This window comes from Clostridium sp. OM05-5BH (genome assembly GCF_003481505.1).
Classification (GTDB): Bacteria; Bacillota; Clostridia; order Lachnospirales; family Lachnospiraceae; genus Otoolea; species Otoolea fessa.
Genome location: NZ_QULJ01000008.1, coordinates 88,142 through 109,250, shown reverse-complemented (window position 1 = coordinate 109,250; position 21,109 = coordinate 88,142). Strand labels below are relative to the sequence as shown.

Here is a 21,109-nt window from a genome sequence, read left to right as displayed (position 1 = left end):
TTGCATTTCAGACGCTTTCATCTCGGCAATTGAATAACCGAGGATTCTCGCTTATTATCCTAATTGGGAAAAAATGTCCTAACTTATAAAAGATATGGTTACAAGAACTATTTATATTCCATATTTCTTGTAACCATATCTTCAATATTTACTTACAGCAGCCCATTCACAATTCCCATCACAGACTCGCCGACTTTCTCCGACTTCGTTGCTGCATCTTCCAGAGAAGTACCTTTTACGCCATAGTAGAATTTGATCTTCGGCTCGGTTCCGGACGGGCGGACGCAGAGCCATGCGTTGTCTTCCAGTTCGTAGTAGAGAACATTGGAGGACGGAAGTCCGGTCGGCTTTACCTCGCCGGTTGCCAGATCCTTGACGGTATCTGCCTTGTAATCGCGGACAGCCAGCACCTTATGTCCGGCAAAATCGGACGGTGTGTGGGCGCGGAAATATTCCATGATCTCCTGAATCTTTGCCAGTCCCTCGATGCCCTTTAAGCCGATGGACTTCACTTCATCTTTATAATAGCCGTATTTCTCGTACATCTCGACCATCGCATCCCACAGCGTCATGCCTTTTTCCTTGTAATAGGCAGCCGCCTCGCAGAGTGCTGCGGTCGCGGAAATGGCATCTTTATCGCGTGCGTATGTACCGATCAGGCAGCCATAGCTCTCTTCCATGCCAAACAGATAGGTTCCTTTGCCTTCCTGCTCATTTTTGAGAACCTGTTTGCCGATCCACTTAAATCCGGTCAGAACCTCGATGAGCTCTGCGCCGTAATTCTTCGCAACTGCATCTACCAGATTCGTCGTAACGATGGATTTAACAACCTGTCCATCTGCCGGAATCTTGCCGTTTGCCTGTTTCTGGCTGAGCACATACTCGCAGAGCAGGGAGCCGGACATATTGCCGGTCAGCGGAATGTATTCGCCGGACTTGGTATCTTTGACATACACGCCCAGACGATCGGCATCCGGATCGGTTGCCAGAACGAGGTCTGCATTTTTCTCTTTTGCCAGAGCCAGTCCCAATTCAAATGCTTCCTTTGCCTCCGGGTTCGGATAGCTGACGGTCGGGAAATCGCCGTCTGGAAGCTCCTGCTGCGGAACCACATATACATGGGTAAATCCAAGCTCTTTCATCACACGGCGTGCCGGGATATTGCCCGTGCCGTGAAGCGGTGTATACACGATCGTGATCTGATCCTGCATGCGGTCAATCGCGCCCTGATTGACTACCTGTGCCTTGACCTGTGCAATATATTTGTCGTCGATCGCTGCACCGATGATCTCGTAGAGTCCTTTCGCCTTTGCCTCTTGTGCTCCCATCGTCTTAACAGTGGAAAGATCGGTGATCGCCATAACTTCCTCAGTCACGCCCTTGTCATGCGGCGGTGTAAACTGTGCGCCGTCCTCCCAGTAAACCTTGTAGCCGTTGTACTCCGGCGGGTTGTGGCTGGCGGTGATGTTGATGCCGGCGATGCAGCCAAGCTCGCGGACGGCAAAGGAAAGCTCCGGCGTCGGGCGCAGCGTCTCGAACCGGTACGCCTTGATGCCATTTGCCGCCAGTGTCAGCGCTGCTTCCTCGGCAAATTCCGGGGACATATGACGGGAGTCAAATGCGATCGCCACGCCTTTTGCCGCGCCGCCCTGCTTGATGATGTAATTTGCCAGTCCCTGGGTCGCACGGCGGACGGTGTAGATATTCATCCGGTTAATACCTGCACCGATGATGCCGCGCAGTCCTGCCGTACCAAACTCCAAATCCATATAGAAACGCTCTTTAATCTCATTTTCATCGCCCTCAATGGCGCGTAATTCCTCTTTCGTTGCCTCGTCAAAGTATGGATTTTCCAGCCATTCTTTGTAAATCGTCATGTAATCCTTCATGATTCACTTACCCCCTGCTTTCTTCTAGGATGACTTTCTTTTTCTCCATTATAGTATAATTATTCTGAAAAATAAAGAGAATTTCGGTTACTATTCTTTGTCTTTATTTTTTCTCTTTTCAAAGTTTCTCCATGATGTATCGAATACGCTTAACCAAAGAATTTATATGCATATGTAAATCAACATTTCTTATCGGATTGCCTCAAGAAAGAGGTTACGCGCCGTCTGCTGTTCTTCCAGCTTCTGCAGTTTTTCAATGCTGCGGACTGGAATCCACGCCTTGCCTGCATTATAATAAAAATTTAACTGTTTCCAGTATTTTTCCGGATATAAAAACAGGTAATAGAGGTATGTCCGCTCCTGTGCATTCAACGGCAGAATACGATCATACGTCTCCAGCAGCCGCATCCCCAGACGCAAATCCCAGCCATGCTTTTCCAATATTTTGCGCGTAAAATGATACAGGTCTTCGACCTGGACGCCCCGGTGCATCCGGTTAAATTCAATCACCGCCATCTCATTTTCTTCTACCAATAAAATATGATGCTGGTTCAGATCCCCGTGACACAAATAGTTTTCCGGCTCGCCATCCTGCTCGATCTGCGCTTTCAGCCCGCCTGCTGCTTCCTGCGCCTGCTCATAAAAGATGGCAAAGCTTCCGCTGACTGCCCTCTCAAAATCCGATTTACGCCGTTTTTTCCGGATATAATTCCGCGTACGGACAAGTTCCCGGTTGTGGCGCTCCATCTCCGCCACCGCCGGACGCGTGAGAATTGACCCCAGATTCCACGACTCATCGATCGCAATGCCGCGCAATGTCCGGTGCAGCTTCGCGATCTGCCCGACCGCCCGGACTACCTCCGCCTCGCTCTGCACACTGCACTCGCGCCCGGAAAACCATTCCTTCACAACACACCGCGTTCCATCCTCCGCCACCGACAAAAGCTCGCCCTCCCGGTTCCGCATATACTGATCGGTCCGGCATGTTTTCTGATTTTGCAGAACATTCATGATTTGTTCTTCAAATTCAAGACGTTTGACGGTCCCCTTATATTCCCGGAGGAGTTTTAACCCCTGACTCGTCTCGCAGATCCACGCGCCTCTTCCACGGCGCTTCGACTGCACTTCCAGTTCATACTGTTCCAGCACCTCGGTTGTTCTCTCGTTCACAGCTTCCCCCTCCTGCCTCTATCCGGCTGCCCGCCTTTCCATTTCCCAAAAGAATGTGGACAGCACATTTTCACGCCGGGCCACAGCTGCTGACAGCTATGTTAATTGCAACATTCACACGATTATGCAAATATGCACATCAGACACCCAGCCTGCTACTCCTAACCTATGAGAGGGGGCTTACAAATATGCTTATGCATAAATATCGCAGATTTGAAACACAGCGCACAAACCATCATACACAATCGCCAATGTGGAGTGATTACGAAATTCTGTTCATTGCCATCATTTTGACAGTATGTTACAATGATTCACATTGGGATAAAAAAGCGGTCTGGCTATTTGTCCCAACAATCAGGCAAAAAATCAAATAATATATTTGACTGTAAATGAAAAGGAGGGCTCTCTTTGTCCATACAATCCGCTCATCGTTCCAACGATGAAAATACGCGCCCGCATTCAGGCGCAGCATCATCCCGTGAAGCTGATCTCGGCAGTGCGCCGATCGGGTCACTTCTTTTTAAACTGGCGCTCCCGGCAATTGCCGCACAGATCATCAACGTCCTCTATAACATGGTTGACCGCATGTACATCGGCCATATCCCGGACATCGGTCCCAGCGCCCTGACCGGCGTCGGCGTCACAATGCCGATTATCATGTGCATTTCCGCTTTTGCCGCGCTCGCCGCCATGGGCGGTGCCCCGCAGGCGTCGATCCTGATGGGAAAAGGCGATAAGGATTCTGCTGAAAAGGTACTCGGCAACTGTACCTTCATGCTGACCGTCATTTCGCTCCTCCTGACCGCCCTGTTTCTTGGCTTTGGGCGCCCGATCCTCCTGATGTTCGGCGCCAGTGAGAAGACGATTCTCTACGCCTGGAACTACATGAAAATCTACGTCTGCGGCACTTTCTTCGTCCAGATGGCGCTCGGACTCAATGCCTTTATCAACGCACAGGGTTATGCCAAAACCGGCATGATTACCGTTGCCATCGGCGCTCTCTGCAACATCATCCTCGATCCGATCTTTATCTTTGGACTGCATCTGGATGTGCGCGGTGCGGCACTTGCAACCATCCTTTCACAGGGTATTTCCTGTATCTGGATTCTGCGTTTTCTGACCGGAACGCATAGTACCCTGCGGATACGGCTCCACAACCTGCGCCCGCAGAAGCAATTTATCCTACCATGCCTGGCGCTCGGACTGGCGCCGTTTATCATGCAGTTTACAGAAAGTGCACTGTCCATCAGCTTTAACACCAGCCTGTTGAAATATGGCGGCGATACCGCGGTCGGCGCGATGACGATTCTTTCCAGCGTCATGCAGTTTTCCATGCTGCCGCTGCAGGGGCTCACACAGGGCGCGCAGCCAATCATCAGCTTTAACTATGGAGCAAAAAATATCGACCGTGTGAAAAAAGCGTTTCACCTGCTTCTGCGCTCGGCAGCCTGCTATTCCACCTTGCTCTGGCTCTTATGTATGCTGGTTCCACAGATTTTTATTTCCATCTTTACCAGCGACGCAGACCTTGCCAGCTATACCATCTGGGCGCTCCGGATCTATATGGCAGCTTCCCTGCTCTTTGCCGTTCAGCTCGCCTGCCAGCAGACTTTTATTGCCCTTGGAAATGCGAAAACATCCGTCTTTCTGGCATTGCTCCGGAAAGTGTTGCTTTTGATTCCGCTGATCTTTATCCTGCCGCATTTCGTTTCAAATCCGGTATTCGGCGTATTCGTGGCAGAACCGGTGGCAGACACGATTGCGGTGGCGACGACGGCGGCGCTGTTTTTCAAGGAGTATAAGAAATTGGGATAACTCTTTTAATCATCCTCTGATTGAAAATATTGTTGTTAAAAAAGCAAAAGGAAAAGAGACAAAATCGTTTGTCCGGCTTGTCCTGCCGGTTCCAAACGATTTTGCCTCTTTTCTCTTTTTATTTATTAATCTTCTTATGCTTTACTGGTTCCCGCATTCTGCGATTGTTTCAACACTTCCACCTCAGCCAGAAGCCGCTCTTTCTCATTCCAAGCCGGATTCTCCAGCACCTTTTCAAAGAGAAGATGCAGCGTTTTTCCAAGCGCCGGTCCCGGCTGGATGCCTGCCTGAATCAGGTCTTTTCCGGTTACCGCCAGAGTTTTAAGACGGATACAGTCACCGCGCTCCCGGATCTGCCTTGCAAGTGAGCGAACCATTTCCACCGCATCCATGCGCTCCGGCATCAGAACTTCCTGAAGGAGAAGCAGCCAGTCAAAGACCGTATCTTCCATCGCACTCATCGCGTGGCGGACAGCGCTTTCCTCCGGTTCCATCTGTGTGAATGCAAAACGGCTCAGAATCTTAGCCTTATCGATCGTGTCGTTGTCCATCTTGAGTTCTCTCAGAACCCGGACACAAGTTTCCTCGCCCGCCGGGGCAAGAAAATACGACCAGCGCAAGGCTTTTTCTGCTGGCAGATGTGCCGCAGCAGCAGAAATTTCCCCCGCCATGTCTGTCTCACATTCATGTTTCACGAACATGTGCCCCTGCTGCGCTGCCGTTTCCGTTTTGATCGCATCCTTGTCAGCAGTTGGCACATTCTTCGAATATACCTTCTCTTCCAACCTCTGCTTTGCACAGCTTTTCTGCTTTTTCCACGCCGCAAATACCTCCGGAAATGTCTTTGAAATGTACGGTGCCAGTCCTGCCGCCTCCGTTTTCCAGATAAATTCCGGGCGGTCGGACAGGAGTGTTTTTGTCAACTCCACCTGCACCCGTTCCTTGCTCACATGGACAAGGGAGGGCGCCAGCTCACAGAGCGCCTGCCAGGTCTTTTTCTCTATCGAAAATCCCAGCTGGGCCGAAAAGCGGACGGCACGCAGGATCCGGAGCGCATCTTCCGTAAACCGTTCTCCCGCATCCCCGACGCAGCGGATCCGGCGCGCTGCCAGATCCTCCGCCCCGCCGAAAATATCGACAATTCCCGTTTCGTGGCTGTATGCCATCGCATTGATCGTGAAATCACGCCGTCTCAAGTCCTCACGCAGTTCGGCAGTAAATACGACTTCCTTCGGGTGGCGTCCATCCTCATATTCACCGTCAATCCGGTAGGTGGTTATTTCATATCCGATATGATCACGCATGACCGTGACCGTACCGTGCTGAAGCCCGGTGTCGATCGTGTGACCGAACACCTGCTTCACCTCCTCCGGGTGCGCCGAGGTCGTGATATCCCAGTCACCGGGAATCCGCCCCAGGATCGCATCGCGGACACAGCCGCCGACTGCAAATGCCTCGTAACCATGTTCTCGCAGCTTTCCCAGGATTTCCTCGACCTGGACCGGCATTTCTATCCGTTTTGGAATCATATTAATATGCCTTACCCCAGTAAACCATCTTCGTTGCCGGCTTGCCGCAGCATACGCAGGTGTCAGCCAGATGTTCCTGATTGAACGGGATGCAGCGGGAGGTTACGCCGACTACTTCTTTCAGTTTATCCTCGCACTCCTGATTGCCGCACCACATTGCCTTGATGAAGCCTGGCTTATTTTCTGCGATCTCCTTCATCTCATCCAGTGTTGTCGCTACATAAGTATGGGAATCTCTGTGTGCTTTTGCACGCTCAAACATATCGTGGTGAATCGTCTCCAGAAGCTCGCCAACCTTTGCTGCGATCTCATCCAGAGATACCGTAATCTTCTCATGCGTATCACGGCGAACCAGAACTGCCTGATTTTCAGCAATATCTCTCGGTCCGATCTCGACACGTACCGGAATACCGCGCATCTCGGACTCGCTGAACTTCCATCCCGGAGATTTGTCGGAATCATCCACTTTGACACGGAAGTTGGACAGAACCTCTTTTACCTCAAATGCCTTGTCCAGAACACCCTCTTTTGCCTGCTGAATCGGAACGATCATAACCTGGGTCGGAGCTACCTTCGGCGGCAGAACCAGACCATTATTGTCACCATGAACCATGATGATCGCGCCTACCATACGGGTTGTCATACCCCAGGAAGTCTGATGAACGTATTTTAATTTATTATCCTTATCCAGATACTGGATGTTAAATGCCTTTGCAAATCCATCGCCGAAGTTGTGGCTAGTGCCGGACTGCAGTGCCTTGCCATCGTGCATCAGGGACTCGATCGTGTAGGTTGCCTCTGCACCGGCAAATTTCTCCTTGTCAGTCTTGCGTCCGCGGATAACCGGAATTGCCAGGAAGTCCTCGCACAGATCCGCGTATACATTTAACATCATCTCGGTACGCTCCTGTGCTTCCTCAGCGGTTGCATGAGCGGTATGACCTTCCTGCCATAAGAACTCTCTGGAACGCAGGAACGGACGGGTGGTCTTTTCCCAACGTACAACCGAAGCCCACTGGTTGTAGTTTCTCGGCAGATCGCGGTAAGAATGTACGTCATGTGCATAAAAATCGCAGAACAGAGTCTCGGAAGTCGGACGTACACACATTCTCTCCTGTAACGGCTCTAAACCGCCCTGTGTCACCCACGCTACTTCCGGTGCGAAACCTTCTACGTGATCTTTCTCTTTTTCCAGAAGACTTTCCGGAATAAACATAGGCAGATATACGTTCTCTACGCCGGTTGCCTTAAAGCGCTTGTCCAGTTCATTGCGGATATTCTCCCAGATCGCATATCCGGCCGGTTTGATAATCATGCAGCCCTTTACACTGGAGTAATCAGAAAGCTCTGCTTTCTTTACGATGTCCGTATACCACTGGGCGAAATCTTCATCCATCGATGTGATGGCTTCTACCATTTTCTTTTCCTTTGCCATGTCATTTCTCCTTGTTAAAAACATTTTATTGAAATCCGGCTTGCCGGATTTTGGCGCCAAGGCGCGGCTGCCATCGCAGCCATATTCCCCTGCGCCGAGTGTGCATTGTTGTTTTTTATTTCGTAGAAATAAAAAAGCCATCCGATCCCTGCTGATCGCTGCGATCAAAGGGACCGAATGGCTTAACTTCGGCGGTACCACCCTGCTTAACCAGAATTTCGTTCCGATTCTGGCTCACTTAACTTCCGTTAACGCCGGAAATACGTTGCATTTTCATGCACAGCTCCAGGGCCGGTTCAACTTTCAGGGACACAAAAGCCTCGCACCATACGGCTTTCTCTCTGGACGTGTGTCAAAGTTTACTGATTCCTCTCTTCGCCTGTTTTGTTTCTTATTGTTTGATGTTCTAAAATCAAACGCCGGATTTCTTCCACGGCATCCACAAACTCAGCCGCGCAAATCCTGACAGTATTATGATTTTACGCCAATCGGTCGGGTTTGTCAAGGCTGGAACTCGCCCTTGTACAAGTCTTGACGATGCCTCGCATTTTTTACTCGGTCGTCACTGACTCGGTTGCGTTCGAACAAAAAATAATGTTTTTATCCCTATCTTACGAATCCTATTTTAATAAAATATCCTCCCGGTACATCTCCGCCAGTGACCGCAGAATCTTCGCTGTCATCCCCCAGATGATTCCTTCCTCGCGGCGGTAGAAGTAGACATCGTAATGTCCGCGCCGCCAGCGGTAATCGCGTCCGCCCGGAACATCTTCAAACGGGAATGTCTCTTCCGGCACGGTCACAAGTTCTGTTTCATATCGCTCCGGTTCATGTTCCGCGAACCAGCGGAGCGGGACAGAAAAGGTATGATCGACCTCCGCCTCGGAATATGACCAGCGGTAGCCCTGCAGCGCACCTAAAAATGGAGAAATCTCCATCGCCCCGGGCGCTTCCAGCACATCCAACGGCGCGATAACGCGAATCTGGCGGCGACTGATTAAGAGTTCTTCCATCGCCTCACGGATCGCCGCCTGCTTCGGTGTCTCGTCCCGCTCAACGGCACCGCCCGGAAAACAGATTTCTCCCGGCTGAGTTTTTAAGCTTCCCGCGCGCACCTCAAACACCACGTGGTACTCCCCGCCTTTCTGAATCAAAGGTACCAGCACCGCCGCCCGACGGATCTTCTCCTTCTCCAGCCTTCCGGCTCTCCGGCTGCCCCAGACTCGGCTCATCTGCGCCAGCTCGCCGCCCTGTGTCTGTTCCAAGAATGATGCAACACATTGGTTAAATGCGTCCGGGTTCTCTGCTGCAATAAAATGGGTGCCCTCTAAAAGCCGAATCCTTGCGTTTGGCAGAGAACGTGCGATTTGGCGCGTGTGGCATTCGCGGATCATGTCGTCGCTCCCTGCTACCACAAGGACGGGCATTTTCAGGCGGTGGAGAAGTTCAGGGCGGATCCAGGGTTCATACAACATTAAGGATAGAAGCTCTTTTTTGTGTATATTTGCCTTCCGATCATTTTCCTTATTTTCAGGAATTTTTTCTTTCTGACAGCTTCTTCTCTGTTGTTTATTCAGTCCTTCCTGTCCATTCTGTTTTTCGTTTTCTTTTGAAAATTGCTTTTCTGTCCGCATTTTTCCTGCTGCCATCTGCATTTTTCCCCGTATCTGCCCGATGCCGCTTTTCTGCAGCCAGAGCTTCCCCACAACTCCCACATACTCCCGCGCCACATCCGCCAGCACGGACGGCTTCATGCCAAACGGGTTTAAGTTCGCTCCATTTAAAATCAGCCGATCGACATATCCCGGATATTTCAGTGCAAAAATCAGCGCAATATTGCCGCCGTCGCTGAACCCCAGCAAAATGATCCGCCTAAGTCCCCGGCGGTCAAGAAATCCTTTCAAATCATCAGCAAACCGTTCCAAGGTAAATGTCCCACAACCACGCGGAGATCTGCCATGTCCACGGGTGTCCACCGCAATCACGAGATATTTTGATTCAAAAAAGGATATCTGGTTCACAAAGTAGGAGCTGTCCTCTCCATTTCCGTGAAGCAGCACCATCGGCTGTCCGGAGCCTGACTCTTTTGTATATAAATTCACGTTTGTTCCTCCATATTAAATGATATGCATATTTATTTCAGCTTAACATCCAGCTATCTTCCAGCAACTCTTTCTCTGCTGTTTTCCAGAACTTTTATGCGTTTTTAATTCCTTATCTATTATATATGATCCTTTTGTCTCGCGGCAATTCTAAAAAATCCTTTCATCTCCTTAAATTTCCACATTCAAAAGCAATTTCAGATCGCCCATCCACCAATACTCCACTTTTTTCCTCTTTTTTCCTCTAAAAGCGCCTACTTAATGAGCATCCGCTCCTTCGTCCGCTTCCCCATACTCCTCCACAAAATCCTTAATAATCAACAGCCCAATCGGACCCAGCAGAAATCCAAACAGACTAAACAGCTGCAAGCCCACATAGATCGCCGCCAGCGTTTCAAGCGGCGACAGCCCCATTTTTTTCCCCATCAGGTGCGCCTCCGTGAACTCACGCAAAAAATAACAGAGCAGATACAGCCCGAAGAGAATCAGCGCGTGTCCCCACTCCCGCTTAAACAGGAGAAAAAGACTCCACGGCACCAGCGCCGTCCCTGCGCCGAAGATCGGCAGGGCATCCAGAACCCCGATTCCGATTCCACCCAGAATATAATATGGATTTCCAATCAGCAAAAGCCCCGCCATCGAAAATGCCGAAGTCATCAGGAAAATGACCGACTGGGTTTTCAGCCATGCGCTTCCTGTCACCGCAAGGCGCCTGCCGAGCAGGAAAAATTCGCGGTGAAACATCGAATCAAACCGCCTCCGGCGCAGTTCGTCCATCTCCTGTAAACTCAAAATCGAGGCAATGAAAAATAAAACAACCACAATAACCGCGCGCACAATCCCCGCCGCAGCAGGAACTGATTTCTGAAGGAGCTGCGGTAGCAGGATCTCCTTGACCTGTCCACCGCCCTGCAAGCCTGTTCCGCGAAAGAGCTGCCCGATTTTACCGGCAGGCAGATGAAGGACTCGCTCGATCGACTGTTCAAATTGCTGTCCGAGCAGTGACAATTCCTCCATCCGTCCTGGAAGCTCTTCTAAAAAGTGTTCCAGCTCCTCCGTGAAACGCCGTCCCCCTGCTGCCAGCAGACCGACCAGAAAAATGCTCAGCAAAATCAGCTCCACGCCCCCGATCATACCGATGGGAACGCCGATCATGCGCCCGCGGAAGGAGATTCGCAGCCGTTTTTCGAGAAATGCTGCCGATGGCTGGAGAAGCAGCGCCATCAGATACGCTGCCAGAAATGGGGATATAAGCGGCAGCAGGTAACGGAAACTCAAATACACGCCCGCCGTGACTGCTGCTGTGAGAAATGCTTTTTTCTGTTTTCTGCTGAGTGCCATCTGTCTGCTCCACCTTCCCGATTTTTTCTTTATGCCATACACCGTTATGGTTCTATGATTTCTACAGCCATCCATTCAAACAAACGTCTTTTCCTTAAACCTACACGCCCTTTTTTCCGGATGTATGACAACGAAAAACCACAGGAAACCGGTGTCAGCTCCCGCTTCTCCCGGCTCCTGCGGTCTCTTTTGTAAGCCCTCTTTAGTCGCTCCGGGGCTTACCCATGGACTTTGCCCATTTATGATTCGTACTTCCTTTGTACACACTCTAGTATGGGCAGGCTGGATAAAAATATACACATCTTACCTTCTATTCACCCTTGATCTTTTATTTTCTTGACTTATAGAAAAGTTCGCTCACAGAACAAATTGCGGTTTGGTGGAAAACTCCATTCTTTTTCCCGTCACCGGGTGAAGGAACGATAAACGGACCGCGCACAGCGCCAGCGGTTCCCGACGGGCACGTCCCACGGAAGCAGCCGCTGGTGCGCCATACTTGGTATCTCCCATGAGCGGTGTCCCATGCGCGGCAAACTGTACGCGTATCTGATGGTGGCGTCCTGTGTGAAGATGGATTTCCACCAGTGAACGCACGGTACCGTCTTCCTGTTCTTTTTTTTCTAATATCTGATATTCCAGCTCTGCCCGTTTCGCACCGGCGACCGACTTATCCACAATCCGGCTGGTATTCGTTTTCCCGTCTTTCAACAGATAATCCACGTACTTACCCACATTATCCACAGGTTTTCCACATACGAGCGCCTGATAGATTTTCTCCAGTTTTCCCTCCTGTACCTGACGGCTTAAGTGCGCTGCCGCTTTCAGGTTCTTGGCATATACCATCACACCGCGCACCGGCTTATCCAGTCGGTGGATAACTCCAACATACGGATCCACCGGGGCTGTGGACGCTTTTGGGGATAATCCTGTGGATAACTTTTTCGTCTCCTGCACCTTCCGGTGGAGATAATTTTTTATCTCGCTGACCATATCCGGCTCCAGGCGTCTCGATGTCTGCGACTCAACTCCGGCTGGTTTGACCACAACTAAAATATCTTTATCTTCGTATAATATATCTAACATAACCGATTTCCTCTCTACTTCATCCATGAATTCCCGAGCATTTTAACTTCTCAAATCATCTATGAGCCTTTTTTCTTTCTCTTCTAACTTTAAAATTTTCATATGCAAACCATTGCATATATTTATTGCCAACTCACATGAAACGTGAAAACCTTTCGTTACTATTCATACATTATATTATAACATATCCCATTCCCCTCTTGCATATTTTTCAGAAAAGATGTATAGTATATAAAAACATTTTATGTAGTTTTAAATACTACATATCATATTCACAATTACTTTATTGAGATTACGGCAAAGGAGGTTATCCTATGATTTTTAGTCAAAAACATACATCTGACACAACGGAACTCGTTGAAACAAAGCATCATAAATTCCACGTAAAGGATCCCGGAAGCGCGCTGACGCATTTTATCGCGATGATCGGCGCGGTGATCGCGGCAGTTCCGCTGCTTCACAAAGCGGCCGGAGAAGCAGATTCGCGCCATCTTGCGGCGTTGGCTGTGTTTATCGTCAGCATGATTCTGCTCTATGCCGCCAGCACGACCTACCACACCTTTAATATTTCCGAGCACGTTAATAAAATCCTGCGTAAGATCGACCACATGATGATTTTCATCCTGATTGCCGGAACTTACACACCGGTTTGCCTGATCGTCCTTGGAAATAACGCCGGTTACCGGCTTCTGACGCTCGTCTGGGGTATCGCGATTGCCGGGATTCTCGTCAACGCGCTCTGGATCAACTGCCCGAAGTGGTTCTCCTCGCTAGTTTACATCGCAATGGGCTGGATCTGCGTGCTGGCGTTCCGTCAGATCGTACTGGCACTTCCGAAAAGCGCATTTCTCTGGCTGCTGACCGGCGGACTCATCTATACGGCTGGAGGCATTATCTACGCATTAAAACTGCCGATTTTCAATGCAACGCATAAAAATTTCGGTTCGCATGAGATTTTCCATCTGTTTGTCATGGGAGGAAGCCTGTGCCATTATGTGATGATGTACGCATTTGTAGCATAAGGGTGAAATACCCATTTCGTCTGACAGGCATTATGCCTCATACGTACACGAAATGCATACATTCAATTTTTTATGTCACATTCATTCTCCTTTCAAAAAAGGAACCGTCCTGATGCAGCTGATAGACTGACCCAGGCGGTTCCTTTTCAATTCATTAAAAGCGTTTAAAAATTTTCTACGAAACTATTTTCTATGTTTTTACGTGCTTTCTCATGCTGCTCCTTTATCAAAGTCTCTTTTGATTTCCTTGTAATAAAGCACGATTCCCGTGACACCGACCAGCACTTCCGAGATCGGAAATGCAAACCAGGTAAAGCGCAGGTCAATCAGCGACAGCAGCCAGAAAATCGGAATCAGGCAGCAGATCTGGCGCATCACGGACAAAAAGAGGCTGATCTTTCCATTTCCGATCGCCTGGAAGAAGACCGGGGTCATCAGTGAAAATACCGCCGGAATAAAACTTGCCCCGATGATAGGGAATGCATTTTTTCCGATCGCGATGACCTCGCTGCTCTTTGAAAAAAACCGGAGCAGCTGCACCGGGAAGAAAACGAAGCAGATCACACCGACCAGCATAAACACACAGGAAAATCCATAGCTGTCCCGCATAATTTCCCGGCATCTCGCATAGCTCTTGGTTGCATAGTTAAAGCTGAGCACCGGAACGATACACGTCTGCAAGCCCATCAGCGGGATAAAGAAAAACGTCTGCATTTTATAATAAAGCCCCAGCACCGTCACTGCCGAATCTGAAAATCCGGCAAGGATCGCATTTAAGATCACGATATAAACTGTAAATAATGCCTGCATAATAATCGACGCGTAGCCAAACCAGTAGATCTGCTTGATATAGAGCGGCATTTTTGTGCGCTCTGGCAATCTGCCAACCCCGCCAAACGATGTGATGACCGCAGCCGCCACCTGTCCGCAGACAGTCGCATAGGCAGCACCCGCGACTCCCAGCTCCGGCACCGGACCGAGTCCGAAAATCAGGATCGGGTCAAGCACGATATTCGTCAGCGCCCCCACGGTCTGGGCGACCATCGGACGGTGCATATTGCCCCGCGACTGATGGACCTTCGTCCAGTTTCCTTCCAGAAATGCCCCGATGCTGCCGATACAGACGATCTGTCCGTAAATAACAGCACTCTCGATCGCTTCCGGGGTATTCGCACTTGTCAGGACATACGGACGCATACAGAAGATCGAGAAAATGGCAAATATAAACCAGGTTCCAAGCGCCAGAAGCGTGCCTGTTCCCGCTGTTTCTTCCGCCTGTCCCGGCATTTTCTGTGCATACAGGCGCGCCATGTAGGTATTCACGCCCACACCGGTTCCCACCGCCAGCGCAATGATGATGAGCTGCAACGGATAAATGACCGAAAGCGCCGTCAGCGCCGATTCGGAATATTTTCCCACAAAAAAACTGTCCACAATGTTATACATCGCCTGAATCAGCTGCGCCAGCATAACCGGAGGTGCGATTTGCAGCAATATCTTCGGAATTTTCTCCGTCCGGAAAAATTCTGTATCCGTTCCCGCCTTACTCTTCATCGTCCGTCTCCTCCAGTGCCTCTTCCAGAATCTGGTCATACTCCATAAACAGTTCCGTCATTCTGCGGATCTTGTCCTCTCCCAGACGTTTCGCCGCCCGTTCTTCCATCCGGCTTAACGAATATAATAATTTTTCCGAATACCGTTCGCCCTCCGGCGTCAAAACAAGCGCCTTTTCCTTCCCGGTGCTCTTTTCCAGATCCGCTACAAGAATCCCGTCCTTTTTCATCTCTGAAATCACATGGTTCACCGTCTGCCGCGGAAGCAGATACGAATCACAGATCTGCTTTTGCGTACAGAATCCGAATTCGCGGATGGTGTAAAGCACCAGCATCCGGTTATAGCTCACATTGTTATTCTTTGCCCACATCGAGTATACACCACGGCAGCGGATGATCGCCTGGTTGACCTGATCGTAAAGTTTTTGTATTTTATATTCCATAACCTTCCCCATTCAATCCCATTTGGGACTGAAAGAAGTATACGACAGGATTTTGAAATTGTCAATCTTTACTCGCTCCGCGATATCAAACCGATATGTTACAATGTACGAATAGTGATTTCCATGGTTTTTTAACTAATAGGCACGCACAATCATCGTCTTCCAGGAGCGGTCCTGGCATTTGTATTCCATCTGGATTTCTGTAAATAACATCCCCGCCTGCCTGTGAAACTTCGCAATCTTTGAAATAAGAAAAATATTCTGATGAAAATATCCTATATCGTTATTATCAAATTTGTTAACAAGGAAACAAGGCGATGGTATACTTGTTTCCATGGAAACATAATGCAGGGGGTAATATTATGAACACAGTACTTATAAATCTATTTGTTACGTATATGAAAAAGCAGGAGATACTTTACAAACTTACGAAAGATGAGAAACTACACGGATATAATTAAATGAAAATTAATATCACAGTCAAAATTACACCTAAATGACTAAAGCGCCGTTCCTTTCTTCGGCGCAAAAAAACGACTCATATCGGTATGTTCCAGCGTAAGCAGTTCCACTTTCTTATCAATTCCACCCGCATACCCGGTCAGGCTTCCATTCGTTCCCACCACACGGTGGCATGGGATGATAATGGAAATCTCGTTATGCCCCACTGCACCGCCTACCGCCTGCGCGGACATATGGGACGCATTCTGCATCTTCGCCAGCTTTTTTGCAATCTCCCCATAGGTAGTCGTCTGTCCATACGGAATTTGCAATAAAATCTGCCACACCGCCTGTCGAAATGCGGAGCCAGTCGGATGCAGCGGCGGAATAAAGTCCGGTTCTTTGCCAGAAAAATAAATATCCAGCCATCTCTTTGCCTCTGTTAAAATTAGGGTTTCCTGTGAAATAACTCCGTCTGGAAGTGTATTTGCAAAATACTTCTGCCCCTCAAACCACAGACCCGTGAGTCCGATCGCGTCTGCCGCCAGCAGAATATCGCCTAACTTTGATTTATATGTACATGTATATACTGTTTTATCCTTCACCGCGGACTCCCCCCAAGGTTATCGACTGCTTTTTTACATCCAATCGCTTTCTGCTTCCTCCAGCTTCTTCACAAGTGTATCTTTAAGAACCGTAAAAGCCAGAATAAAGCTATCGCGTATCAGCAGAATCAACTCGTCTATTTCATCCTCATTATATATAACAGAGGTATTGCGTTATTTTAACATGAGTAACCATATCTCAGCATCATTGATAAATCCGATCTTATAACCAAGCTGGAAGTTAGCGATTTCTTTTTCCGGTATTCTCTGTCCCACGGATTTCCTCATGATAGAAATAATCTACGATCACCGGATGTCCCTGCGGGACTCTGCCATAAGGCATTTCATTATCCACAAAGGCACAATCATACTTCTTAGCCATTTTCTCAGCTTTTACTTCAAGTGCTTCAAAGTAGCTGCGGTTATGCTTGTTATAGATCTCGTCGTAAAGTGGTACAAGATCAGGATATTTTCCGGCGATATAATCCATAATTGTCTTTTTGAAACCGCCTCGAAGATTGAGATTTTCGAGCCAGAACAGATCGCACTGATCCTTTACCCGCTCAAAGATTGCTTCAAAATCCGTGATACCGGGGAATACCGGGGATACGAAACAGACTGTACGGATACCGGCTTCATATACCTGCTTCATAGCAGAGATACGGCGCTCAATGCTCGAAGCAGAGTCCATATCGTTCTTGAAATTTTCATCTAGTGTGTTGATCGACCATGAAACGGTTACACGTCCAAGCTTCTTCAGCAGATCAATATCCCGTACCACAAGATCCGACTTTGTGCAGATCAGAATATCTGCGTCACTGCCGATCAGCTGCTCCAGAAGTTTTCTGGTATTCCCGAATTGCTCCTCCTGTGGATTGTAGCCATCTGTCACAGAACCGATGACCACCCGCTGTCCGGCATATTTCTTCGGATTTTTAATTTCCAGCCAATGCTTCACATCAAGGAAAGTGCCCCATTCCTCCTTGTGCCCGGTAAAGCGCTTCATAAAAGAAGCATAGCAATACTTGCAGGCATGTGTACAGCCCACATAGGGATTGACCGAGTAACCGCCTACCGGCAGACTAGACTTAGTCATGATGTTCTTTGTTTCCACCTCACGAATGAGGATTCCATTTATTACTTCTTCCATGATTTCTGTACCTCTAACACTTTATTAAATTCTTCCGGCATTTCCTGAATCATATTTTCATCCCCTATGATAGGGACAAGGTCTTCCTTCATAAACACCGGAATGCCGAGCTTATGTGCCTGGTCCGCCAGAGACCATGCCCATTCCGGCTCCGTATGAATCTTCCTGCTCTGAGCTCCGGTCATGGTGCCGACAACGATCCAATTGATTCCGGAAAGGTCAACTGTGCCGGGATCGTCGAATAACGGCTCAAAGGTAACATGGTAATGTTTTGCTCTGACGTTTTTCCGAAGGGCGTCGATACGCCACAGTTCTGCTTTCCTCGTCACCGTAACGCCAAACCATGCGTTTTCCAGATCGGTATCAAAATCCAGCAAATCAGGTCGCTTGGTAAGGAACAGGAACTGATGCTGTGGATTTTCACGGATCTTTGCAAATACCTCGTCTCTCCATTCCGGCTTCCATCCGGAGAGATCGCTCATTCCGGTAAGAAGAAAGTTCTGCGGACGTTTCTTTTCCATCATCTTGAGCTTACTCGGAAAGAATTCAGAGTCAGCGAAGTCATCAATCATATGCCAGCGTTTCACGTTGTTGCGGGCATAGCAATATGTACACCCCACTGTGCAGCCGATGACGAGATTCATGTTCTGAATCTGATCTTTGATACAAATACTCATGACTTCTGCCACTCCTCAAGATTCTTTCTGATGCGGTCGAGGCATTCCTCAAACCGGGTAATTTCTTCCTCTGAAAAACCCTTGTAGTAAATGCTGCCCATCTCATCAGATACAGAATCGTACTCGCCCTTTAAGGCATGTGCTTTCTCAGTCAGAAACAGGAGTGTTTTCCTTTTGTCCGTTTCAGACTGAACACGGCTTATCAGTCCTTGATTTTCCATTCTTTCCAGCATCGTCGTAAGAGATGTTATCGCTAATCCGCATTTGACCGAGAGTGACCTGATCGAGATTCCATCCTCCTGCCACAGCACATAAAGAATACGCCCTTGGGCTCCATTAAACGCATCGATATTTTTTTCGCTGAGAATCTTCTCAAAAATCCGGTCACCAAGCTGTTTTATTTTGGTGACAAGAAATCCGCCATTTGTTTTCATGCAAAAGCTCCTATATAGTAGTTTATTAAAAACATACTATATAGGAGTTTTATTGTCAAGAGTTTATATGTCTTAATAGGTAAATTCCGTTTTTTTCAATTCTTCAAACTGGAATTGTTCAAGCTTTTTCAAATACTAACGTCCTTAATTCTGTTCAATAATTGATTTATAGTAGTTACCAAAGTCAGCAAGTGAATTAACAATTGGAAGCATTTTTGTTCCGAGTTCCGTTAAGCCGTATTCAACTCTCGGTGGCTGCTCATGGTAATCGTGGCGATATGCCAGCCCATCACTCATCATTTGTCTTAAACTATCTGTCAAAACCTTTTGTGAAATACCATCTATACTTCGTTGTAGCTCATTGAATCTCCATGGACGCTCTTTTAAGTTACGCAAAATCAGCAGTTTCCATTTTCCTCCGATAAGAGATACTGCTGTTGCAACTGGGCATTCCGGTAATTCTTCTTTTGCTCGCATAATTCTCACCTCCGAGTCTATTGTAACACATTCATTTTTGAGTGTACAGTTACAAAAAGGTGCGTACTTGTTTTTGTATGTGTCTCACACTATACTAATACCAAGCAACCAGAAACTACAAATTAACTATGGAGGTTATTATGGCAAATTACACAAAAACAACTATTGGAAAGGAAAACCGAATTGAGCTGCATGAAAAGTTGTCTTTAACAGGTGCAGAAATCAGTTTAAACGAACTACCTGCAGGAGCAAATGTCCCATTTGTTCATTCTCATAAAGAAAATGAAGAAATCTATGGAATTCTTTCAGGTAACGGCAAAGCCATAATTGATGGAGAAGAAATCAGTCTTTCAACTGGAGACTGGCTAAAAATCGCACCTACTGCAAAGCGTCAGTTTTTTGCATCCGATATTTCTGGAATTACTTATATCTGCATTCAGGTAAAAGAAAATTCTCTGGAACATTTTACAGCAGAGGATGCCGTAATCGGCTAATTAAAAGTATTTATTTACAGAAATGCACAGTTCCCGATATGCTAAGAACTGTGCATTCTTTTTCTTCAATTTTACGATTTCTCAATTTTTCAAACTTGAATTTGACTTGCCTATTTTCTTAAAATCTCATGTGGAGCTTCTATTTCATTTGCCAAGGTATGCTCTGTTAATTCTGACATCAATTTCAATTTTTTATTAATCAATGGTCGCATACAATTAGGAACATGTTCCTGATGCGCTCTGTGGATTGCTACACATTCCTTACAGTTTCCGTGATAACGACAGGCTTTCAGGCAAGGACAGTGATCTTTGTCTTTATACTCCTTACGAAATTCCGCTGCAAATTCTTCTTGCAGTCTCAACCCCTCGACACGGTTTCCCTTATGAAATTCTACCATTGCATCCAGTTCTTTCTGGTTCCCTTCAATCTTCATGTTATTATAGCGCCTCCATTTTCAACTATTCCTCATTTTCTGATAAATCCCGATTGTTCTAATCTTTTTTACGCCCACCTTCTTGCCCTTCGGACAAGAAGTATCCCTCGCTCAAAGAGCTCGGTCAATTCCGATTTTTCCACGTAAAAAAGGATGTGCCTTTTTGTGTAATAGGGAATTCCAGGAAATTTCCTATTACACGAGAAATTGCTCTCTCATCACAGTTCACACATTATGCAAACTGCAATCCCATCTCGCACAATCTAATTATATCGCAGCTTTATTATCTCCGTTTATCCATTTATAGTCAAATACTATCATCAAATCGCCAAAATGGACAGCGCTTGCCAATACACTGATTGTTCTGAGCACAATGCGTACACTGGACTTCTGTGCATTCCATTTCGATTCCAAAATGCGTTTTTACAAAATCAACCGCCGCCAGAATCGCCAGATAAGAATCTCTTTTACAACACCTCGGACCGCCGGTGCGCGAAATCGTTTCCAGTGCTTTTGATGTCATCTGATTCGAAAGTCCCCAGGATTCCTCCGTCAGTGGCGTCGCCCCAGACAAGATAGATACAAACATACCTGCGCTGATTCCCGCTCCGCAGGCACCCCAGAATCCGCAGGTTCCTCCTGGAACGGCTTTCCCACGGTTCAGCATTTCCATCACAGATTCCCGCAGATTAATAGCACCTCCCGCATTTTTATATGCAGTAAGCAGCGCCGCTCCCACCATGACATGATGCTCCGGTCCATGCATATGGCAAAACGGTGCATCCATCATCTTCCGGACAATCTCGATCGGATTTCTGGATGTTTCGTCTATACACAGGGAAAGAATGGTGTCCAGTCCCTTCGTATGACAATCATTACAAACATAATGCCCGTTCTGGCATCTGGTCTTGCTCAATTCTTTTTTATGACATAATTCGCACTCCATCCATTCATCCTGTTCCAGATAAATAAGAGGTGCTTTACAGACAATACATTCTTCCTGCATGGGATTTCC

19 protein-coding genes and 1 other annotated feature are annotated in these 21,109 nt (G+C 47.8%); of the genes, 3 read left to right on the top strand and 16 right to left on the bottom strand.

Annotation, left to right across the window (positions count from 1 at the left end):
* Positions 1 to 152: 152 nt before the first annotated feature.
* Positions 153 to 1,889, bottom strand: coding sequence for a phospho-sugar mutase (locus DXB70_RS10970; protein WP_118673311.1), 1,737 nt, complete (start codon positions 1,887 to 1,889; stop codon positions 153 to 155).
* Between the two features lie 189 nt (positions 1,890 to 2,078).
* On the bottom strand, positions 2,079 to 3,059 hold the full coding sequence (locus tag DXB70_RS10965) for a phosphotransferase (RefSeq protein WP_107001892.1): 981 nt from the start codon (positions 3,057 to 3,059) through the stop codon (positions 2,079 to 2,081).
* A gap of 414 nt (positions 3,060 to 3,473) precedes the next feature.
* Here DXB70_RS10965 and DXB70_RS10955 point away from each other — a divergent pair, with 414 nt between their 5' ends.
* Positions 3,474 to 4,874 (top strand): MATE family efflux transporter, encoded by a 1,401-nt coding sequence (locus DXB70_RS10955; RefSeq protein ID WP_118673318.1) that lies wholly within the window; start codon positions 3,474 to 3,476, stop codon positions 4,872 to 4,874.
* Between the two features lie 134 nt (positions 4,875 to 5,008).
* Here DXB70_RS10955 and DXB70_RS10950 read toward each other — a convergent pair whose 3' ends face one another.
* The 5 genes from DXB70_RS10950 to DXB70_RS10925 all read right to left on the bottom strand — a co-directional run bounded on the left by DXB70_RS10950 (position 5,009) and on the right by DXB70_RS10925 (position 12,364).
* A complete protein-coding gene (locus tag DXB70_RS10950) occupies positions 5,009 to 6,403 on the bottom strand; it encodes a polynucleotide adenylyltransferase (RefSeq protein ID WP_118673309.1) in 1,395 nt (464 codons plus the stop codon).
* A gap of 1 nt (position 6,404) precedes the next feature.
* Complete coding sequence (gene proS / locus DXB70_RS10945) at positions 6,405 to 7,838, bottom strand: proline--tRNA ligase (protein WP_022359111.1); 1,434 nt, start codon at positions 7,836 to 7,838, stop codon at positions 6,405 to 6,407.
* Positions 7,839 to 8,003: 165 nt separating this feature from the next.
* Positions 8,004 to 8,223, bottom strand: a binding site (T-box leader).
* 235 nt (positions 8,224 to 8,458) lie between these two features.
* On the bottom strand, positions 8,459 to 9,940 hold the full coding sequence (locus DXB70_RS10940) for an alpha/beta fold hydrolase (RefSeq protein WP_118469493.1): 1,482 nt from the start codon (positions 9,938 to 9,940) through the stop codon (positions 8,459 to 8,461).
* A gap of 258 nt (positions 9,941 to 10,198) precedes the next feature.
* Positions 10,199 to 11,281, bottom strand: coding sequence for an AI-2E family transporter (locus DXB70_RS10935; RefSeq protein WP_118673308.1), 1,083 nt, complete (start codon positions 11,279 to 11,281; stop codon positions 10,199 to 10,201).
* A 357-nt stretch (positions 11,282 to 11,638) separates the two neighbouring features.
* Positions 11,639 to 12,364: an RluA family pseudouridine synthase gene (locus tag DXB70_RS10925; RefSeq protein ID WP_118469495.1), complete on the bottom strand. Its 726-nt coding sequence runs from the start codon at positions 12,362 to 12,364 to the stop codon at positions 11,639 to 11,641.
* 314 nt (positions 12,365 to 12,678) lie between these two features.
* Here DXB70_RS10925 and DXB70_RS10920 point away from each other — a divergent pair, with 314 nt between their 5' ends.
* On the top strand, positions 12,679 to 13,386 hold the full coding sequence (locus DXB70_RS10920; protein WP_118673307.1) for a hemolysin III family protein: 708 nt from the start codon (positions 12,679 to 12,681) through the stop codon (positions 13,384 to 13,386).
* 210 nt (positions 13,387 to 13,596) lie between these two features.
* Here the strand turns inward: DXB70_RS10920 and DXB70_RS10915 are convergent, their stop codons facing one another.
* The 7 genes from DXB70_RS10915 to DXB70_RS10875 all read right to left on the bottom strand — a co-directional run bounded on the left by DXB70_RS10915 (position 13,597) and on the right by DXB70_RS10875 (position 19,166).
* Positions 13,597 to 14,940 carry an MATE family efflux transporter gene (locus DXB70_RS10915; protein ID WP_118673306.1) on the bottom strand — a complete coding sequence of 448 codons (1,344 nt, stop codon included), beginning with the start codon at positions 14,938 to 14,940 and terminating at the stop codon, positions 13,597 to 13,599.
* Positions 14,930 to 15,382, bottom strand: a complete 453-nt coding sequence (locus DXB70_RS10910) for a MarR family winged helix-turn-helix transcriptional regulator (protein ID WP_107001883.1) — start codon at positions 15,380 to 15,382, stop codon at positions 14,930 to 14,932. Before DXB70_RS10910 ends, DXB70_RS10915 begins: the two co-directional genes overlap by 11 nt.
* Before the next feature lie 500 nt (positions 15,383 to 15,882).
* Positions 15,883 to 16,428: a methylated-DNA--[protein]-cysteine S-methyltransferase gene (locus DXB70_RS10900; RefSeq protein WP_118524142.1), complete on the bottom strand. Its 546-nt coding sequence runs from the start codon at positions 16,426 to 16,428 to the stop codon at positions 15,883 to 15,885.
* Positions 16,429 to 16,669: 241 nt separating this feature from the next.
* Positions 16,670 to 17,578 (bottom strand): radical SAM mobile pair protein B, encoded by a 909-nt coding sequence (locus tag DXB70_RS10890; RefSeq protein WP_107001881.1) that lies wholly within the window; start codon positions 17,576 to 17,578, stop codon positions 16,670 to 16,672.
* The gene (locus DXB70_RS10885; protein ID WP_118570126.1) at positions 17,566 to 18,255 is read right to left on the bottom strand and encodes a radical SAM mobile pair protein A; all 690 of its coding nucleotides are present in this window, start codon (positions 18,253 to 18,255) and stop codon (positions 17,566 to 17,568) included. Before DXB70_RS10885 ends, DXB70_RS10890 begins: the two co-directional genes overlap by 13 nt.
* Positions 18,252 to 18,689 carry a radical SAM mobile pair system MarR family transcriptional regulator gene (locus tag DXB70_RS10880; protein ID WP_009535039.1) on the bottom strand — a complete coding sequence of 146 codons (438 nt, stop codon included), beginning with the start codon at positions 18,687 to 18,689 and terminating at the stop codon, positions 18,252 to 18,254. The genes DXB70_RS10885 and DXB70_RS10880 overlap by 4 nt, the downstream gene beginning before the upstream one ends.
* 144 nt (positions 18,690 to 18,833) lie before the next feature.
* A complete protein-coding gene (locus DXB70_RS10875) occupies positions 18,834 to 19,166 on the bottom strand; it encodes a helix-turn-helix domain-containing protein (protein WP_008373705.1) in 333 nt (110 codons plus the stop codon).
* Between the two features lie 140 nt (positions 19,167 to 19,306).
* On the opposite strand from DXB70_RS10875, the gene DXB70_RS10870 reads away from it, so the two are divergent.
* Complete coding sequence (locus DXB70_RS10870) at positions 19,307 to 19,660, top strand: cupin domain-containing protein (RefSeq protein ID WP_020993869.1); 354 nt, start codon at positions 19,307 to 19,309, stop codon at positions 19,658 to 19,660.
* 110 nt (positions 19,661 to 19,770) lie between these two features.
* Here DXB70_RS10870 and DXB70_RS10865 read toward each other — a convergent pair whose 3' ends face one another.
* Together DXB70_RS10865 and DXB70_RS10860 are read right to left on the bottom strand one after the other, a co-directional pair.
* The gene (locus DXB70_RS10865; protein WP_004613237.1) at positions 19,771 to 20,094 is read right to left on the bottom strand and encodes a hypothetical protein; all 324 of its coding nucleotides are present in this window, start codon (positions 20,092 to 20,094) and stop codon (positions 19,771 to 19,773) included.
* Between the two features lie 307 nt (positions 20,095 to 20,401).
* On the bottom strand, positions 20,402 to 21,100 hold the full coding sequence (locus tag DXB70_RS10860; protein WP_118673305.1) for a DUF5714 domain-containing protein: 699 nt from the start codon (positions 21,098 to 21,100) through the stop codon (positions 20,402 to 20,404).
* Positions 21,101 to 21,109: the final 9 nt, after the last annotated feature.

Coding starts and splice junctions, on each gene's coding strand:
- DXB70_RS10925 (WP_118469495.1), bottom strand. CDS start 12,364: ATGTTAGATATATTATACGAAGATAAAGATATTTTAGTTGTGGTCAAA.
- DXB70_RS10880 (WP_009535039.1), bottom strand. CDS start 18,689: ATGAAAACAAATGGCGGATTTCTTGTCACCAAAATAAAACAGCTTGGT.
- DXB70_RS10910 (WP_107001883.1), bottom strand. CDS start 15,382: ATGGAATATAAAATACAAAAACTTTACGATCAGGTCAACCAGGCGATC.
- DXB70_RS10885 (WP_118570126.1), bottom strand. CDS start 18,255: ATGAGTATTTGTATCAAAGATCAGATTCAGAACATGAATCTCGTCATC.
- DXB70_RS10970 (WP_118673311.1), bottom strand. CDS start 1,889: ATGAAGGATTACATGACGATTTACAAAGAATGGCTGGAAAATCCATAC.
- DXB70_RS10875 (WP_008373705.1), bottom strand. CDS start 19,166: ATGCGAGCAAAAGAAGAATTACCGGAATGCCCAGTTGCAACAGCAGTA.
- DXB70_RS10915 (WP_118673306.1), bottom strand. CDS start 14,940: ATGAAGAGTAAGGCGGGAACGGATACAGAATTTTTCCGGACGGAGAAA.
- proS (WP_022359111.1), bottom strand. CDS start 7,838: ATGGCAAAGGAAAAGAAAATGGTAGAAGCCATCACATCGATGGATGAA.
- DXB70_RS10920 (WP_118673307.1), top strand. CDS start 12,679: ATGATTTTTAGTCAAAAACATACATCTGACACAACGGAACTCGTTGAA.
- DXB70_RS10950 (WP_118673309.1), bottom strand. CDS start 6,403: ATGATTCCAAAACGGATAGAAATGCCGGTCCAGGTCGAGGAAATCCTG.
- DXB70_RS10890 (WP_107001881.1), bottom strand. CDS start 17,578: ATGGAAGAAGTAATAAATGGAATCCTCATTCGTGAGGTGGAAACAAAG.
- DXB70_RS10935 (WP_118673308.1), bottom strand. CDS start 11,281: ATGGCACTCAGCAGAAAACAGAAAAAAGCATTTCTCACAGCAGCAGTC.
- DXB70_RS10870 (WP_020993869.1), top strand. CDS start 19,307: ATGGCAAATTACACAAAAACAACTATTGGAAAGGAAAACCGAATTGAG.
- DXB70_RS10865 (WP_004613237.1), bottom strand. CDS start 20,094: ATGAAGATTGAAGGGAACCAGAAAGAACTGGATGCAATGGTAGAATTT.
- DXB70_RS10860 (WP_118673305.1), bottom strand. CDS start 21,100: ATGCAGGAAGAATGTATTGTCTGTAAAGCACCTCTTATTTATCTGGAA.